This window comes from Deinococcus carri, assembly GCF_039545055.1.
Classification (GTDB): Bacteria; Deinococcota; Deinococci; order Deinococcales; family Deinococcaceae; genus Deinococcus; species Deinococcus carri.
The window spans coordinates 1-4,370 of the sequence record NZ_BAABRP010000037.1 but is presented as its reverse complement, the minus strand read 5'-3'; the positions used below and the strand labels follow the sequence as shown (position 1 = coordinate 4,370).

Sequence of the window (4,370 nt, the reverse complement as noted above, 5' to 3'; positions counted from 1 at the left end):
GGGCCGTGCAGCGCGGCGCGCAGGACCGGCGCGACTTCCAGGGCACCGACGACGTGAAGCCGATGGATTACGTGGCCGGACTCCAGGGCATGGGGTTGCGCGGCGGCATCCAGTTCGACGAGCGCGGTTACTGGCTGGAGGTTATGGACGCCGCGACTGGTGACCTGCGCCCCGGCCCGGTCGTGAAAAGCATCTGGGACGCCCCACGTGTGTGGCGGCGTCAGTACGAGGCCGAGACCTCTGAAAGCGAGGCGTGATTCTGACGCAGTCGCCGCCCCCTGAACGGTGCTGCCGCCTCTGCGGACACGCCACGGCCCATCACCCCGGCTGCCCCTTGTCGCCCCTCGGGAGCCTCACGGCATACGAGGCCATCAGCAGCCTGGGAGCCATCGTTCCCCTGAGCCGTCTCAGCTCCGAGGAACGTGAGGATGCCGAACAGGCCGCGTATGCTGCCCGCCGGTTCCTCCCCTATGACTCGACGACCTCACAGGTGCTGTCTGGTCCTTACCGAGGTCTCCCCATTCGTGATGCCGAGGAGAGGGAGGTCGAGCACCTCCTGCAAACGTACCGGTATATCCGTGCCCGTACCGTCACCCTGCGTCCCTGGTGGCGGCTGTTCCGTGCCACGCCCACGGTGGTGCTCATGCCCGCCAACCTGCTCGAGGTGCTGCTCTGAGCTTCGACGAGGCCTTCCTGCGCGAGTACAAGCGCAGGCACCCGCACCTCTTCCCGAAGGATGTGCCCTCTGCCCCGGCTGCCCTGCCGAGCGGGGGCCTCCCACGCTCGGCCAGCAACGGGTATGCCAGCGAGGCCGCATTCCAGGCCGACGCCGTGCGCGAGCTGGAAGCACGTGGCTGGACTGTCTGGCAGATGTTCCTGGGCAGCACGCGGGGCGGGAGCATCTGGGCTACCAAGGGCATCCCCGACCTGCTGGCCTTCCGCGCACCGCGCACCCTCCTCTGGCTGGAACTGAAGCAGCCGGGCAACCGCCCCAGCGAAGCCCAACTGGAGCGCCACGCCGAACTGCGCGCTGCCGGGTTTCGCATCGCCGTCGTCTGGACCCTCACCGATCTGCTCTCCGTTGCCGACGAAGAAAGGATCGCATGCCCCTGACCTCTGAACACCCCCAGGAAGCCCCCCGCCCTGCCCCTTCGCTCCCCCACATTTACCGGCTCCTCGCCGTGTTCAGCGGTGTCCCCACGCCTCCCGTCCCCGCCCTGAAACGCGCGGGCCTCTGGCTGCAGGATGACCACGCCGAGATGACCCAGTACCAGCGCGGCCTCCTGCGCATCCTCGCCAACGATGGCCGCATTCGCTGGGTGACCTGGGGGTCGGACGGGCCGGGCTACGTCCTGACCGGCTATGGCGAGACCGCCCTTGACGCCTATCAGCAGCGGTACGGCCCGGCCTACGCCCCCCGACGCGGCCCTGCCCTGGGGGAGATTGCCCGCCGCAACGCGAAGCGCGACGAGCTGGTGCGGCTGCTGGAGCGCCGCGTGCGGGAAGGGGAGCAGAAGTGAACTGGAAAGACCGAGTCCGTCAGGAACAGCAGCTCGAAGAACGCCGGGCCGGCCAGAAGAAGCGAAAGGTGACGCCCTTCGACCTGCTGGCCCTGACGCCGGGAGACCAGGTGTTCTACCGGCCCCCCACCTTCGACCGTCCCCGCAGTGGCAGCCGCGCCGTGGTCGTGCGTGGCCCCCGCCAGGACGTGCAGAGCCCCAGCGTCCGCATCCGCTTCCCCGACGGCGTGGAGCAGACTGTCCCCGCCACTCAAGTGGGGCGCGCCCCCCACAGCGGTGAAACGCCCGGCTACCTGCTCGACGCCCGCAGCCGCCCGAGCTGGCCCCGCCTGGTGGCCCTGCTGCGCGAGGCGGCGCAGCTTGAAGCAGACCAGGCCCCGGGCGGCCCAGCCCTGCGCCAAGAGGCCGAGCAGCGCGTCCGGCAACTCGCGGGCATCGTGGCTCCCAGGGGCAGCGAGAAGGCCGCGAAGGTGGACATTGCCCGCGTCCTGCTGGAAGCGGCCACCGTGGAGGCGGCGGCAGCGGCGGCGCGTCAGGCCGGGCGTGGTGGGCGCGGCCCCGTGCGTCACCCCCATCTCCCCGACCCGATTCAGGACGTGGACGTGCTGCGCCTGAACCAGGAACAGCGGGCCATGATCAACAACATCGCCAAGTGCATCCACCGGCGGTACTTCCTGTCTGACGCGGAGAGCCGCGAGCGGGTGAAGATTCCGGGTGTGCTGCGGCAGATCGTCCGCGAGGCGCAGCGCGAGGTGGGGGGCACCGACGCGCCCGCGCCCACCACCGGGAAGGGCAGCGAGCTTCAGGGCACCTTGCACGACAGCCTGATAAGTGCCTACCAGCTTTCGCTCGAGGCCTGCCAGCGACTCGCGGCGGGCGACGTGCAGGGCGCTGTTACCCTCGCCCAAAAGGTGCAGGGGCACCGGGCGGCGTACCTACAGGCGAACGCCGAGCTGGAGCGGCACCGGGTCAAGCACCACACGGGGAGGTACTTCCACGGCGACGTCCTGTCCGTGCGCGAGGAGCACGAGGACGGCGGCATGACCCAGTACTACGCCCGCCTGACCATCGTGTATGCCGAGGACGGCCACAGCCTCACCGTGGCGAACGCGCGGGAGCTGGAAGCCCTAACCGCGACGCGCGTCGGTGCACCGGGCTGGGCCAGCCTCTGCCGCTGGATCGAGGACCAGAGCGAGCGGGCCGGGGGCCGGAAGCAGGGGCGCAGGCAGGCGGACGACGAGCACCTGATCTATCAGGAACACGACGACTACCTGAAGCTGCGGCCCACATTAGAGAAGTACCCCGACCTTCTCCGAGCATTCGAGGCCATCCGCCGTGCCCTCCTGCTGAGCGAACGGGACAAAGACATTGTCAGAAGCGAGATCCCGAACAAGCATCCTTCCCCTGGGTGGCATGCCCCCGCCACCAAATAAACTCGCAATGGCTGACACTCCCAGCGAGAGTGAGTAGGCTGAAGCTATGAAACGCTTGCTTCCCATCCTGCTGCTTCTGAGCGGTACGGCGTTTGCACAACTTCGCGTTACCACTCCACCCACCACAACCTGCGCGCCTGGCTCCACCCCGATTCTTGGGATCGCCCTCAACCCAGTCCTTTCTGGGACCTACGGCCTTCGGGCGTCGCAAGCTATCAAGAACGCTCTGGAATCTGCTGGCTACCGGGTCGTGCCTGACTACAGCCCCAAGATTGCCGACGAAGCCAGCATCCTAATCACTGGTGAGGTAGACCAATGGCGCAGCAGCAACGGGGACTACGCTGAGCGCGTGGATGCTGCGCACATCCTTATCCGAGACGTGAACACGAGCGAACGCCTGTTGAATATCGATCAGGATAGCGCCACCATCATCTTCCAGGCCCAGCGGCTTGAGGATTTCGCGCGCAACTTTACGGACGTGATTAAAGCCCGCTTCTGTCAGAAGCCCCGGGGGGGTTGACAAATCACGGCATGAATTAGCCTAATTTCCATCAAACTCGCCGTCGTCTACCCTGAACGCCCCTGCCCATGCGGGGGCGCTTTTTATTGATTAGCGGCCAGCCCGCACGTTGCCGAGCGTGCGGGCTGGCCTGGAGGTGTTCGCCATGAAGCGCTGACCTTCTCTCCCATCCGCTTGCCGGTCCCCCGGCCTTCCAGAACATGCGGCTAAGACCGCCTATACCCAACCCAACCGCGCAGCGCCTGACGTTGGGCGGCACTGTCGTTTCTGGCCCCTTGGAACGGGGGCGGCCCGCACCGCCCCGCGCGCCCACAGGATGTGAATCCAACACCCTCCTCCCGGCGCGTGGGCTACGCGGGATTTGCTGTGCGGCCGGCCCAGGGCCTTCAAACCTGGGCGCATCGCGGCATGACCGCGTCCACCGGGCCGCAGGACTCCCCTGCCCCACGACCACCTCAAGACGCCGCTGCCAAGAAGGCAAATCCTTGTGCGTCGCCCCGCTGTCCACCAGGGTGGACATGGGCTGGACTGTCAGCGCTGACCCGCGCGTCTATGCGAGGACCGACGGCTATAGTACCCATCGCACCGCAACAGCCGGACAACCGCGCTCACCAGATGCTCAGCACCATCCGCCACAACTGGGCGCGAGGCGAGCACGGCGTGTTGCCGATGGCCCGCAGCGTCCCATCACCTGATCGACGAAGAGGGCCTGACTGTCCCCCAGGTGATGGGACGCTGCGGGATGGAGAAAGAAGAAGTCACCCGCCTCTACTCAGGAGTTGCACCTTGCATAGTGGAGCGAATAGCCGTGCTGGCGAAAGAATTCCTCGTTTTTGCTGAGCGTTCGAAGAAGCCGGTTTAAATACACCTCTGGCATGACCGTCATTAGCGCCAGGG

6 protein-coding genes are annotated in these 4,370 nt (G+C 66.9%); all 6 read left to right on the top strand.

Translation table 11 applies throughout. From position 1 onward, the window contains the following. Positions 1–257: hypothetical protein (locus tag ABEA67_RS19360; protein WP_345468519.1), on the top strand; the 257-nt coding region annotated here is incomplete at its 5' end. A 77-nt stretch (positions 258–334) separates the two neighbouring features. Further along, a complete protein-coding gene (locus ABEA67_RS19355; RefSeq protein WP_345468517.1) occupies positions 335–676 on the top strand; it encodes a hypothetical protein in 342 nt (113 codons plus the stop codon). A gap of 62 nt (positions 677–738) precedes the next feature. Then, positions 739–1,113 (top strand): VRR-NUC domain-containing protein, encoded by a 375-nt coding sequence (locus tag ABEA67_RS19350; protein WP_345468515.1) that lies wholly within the window; start codon positions 739–741, stop codon positions 1,111–1,113. Next, a complete protein-coding gene (locus tag ABEA67_RS19345) occupies positions 1,104–1,520 on the top strand; it encodes a hypothetical protein (RefSeq protein WP_345468513.1) in 417 nt (138 codons plus the stop codon). Before ABEA67_RS19350 ends, ABEA67_RS19345 begins: the two co-directional genes overlap by 10 nt. Then, complete coding sequence (locus ABEA67_RS19340; protein ID WP_345468511.1) at positions 1,517–2,953, top strand: hypothetical protein; 1,437 nt, start codon at positions 1,517–1,519, stop codon at positions 2,951–2,953. The genes ABEA67_RS19345 and ABEA67_RS19340 overlap by 4 nt, the downstream gene beginning before the upstream one ends. 46 nt (positions 2,954–2,999) lie before the next feature. Next, positions 3,000–3,473 carry a hypothetical protein gene (locus tag ABEA67_RS19335; protein ID WP_345468509.1) on the top strand — a complete coding sequence of 158 codons (474 nt, stop codon included), beginning with the start codon at positions 3,000–3,002 and terminating at the stop codon, positions 3,471–3,473. Positions 3,474–4,370: the final 897 nt, after the last annotated feature.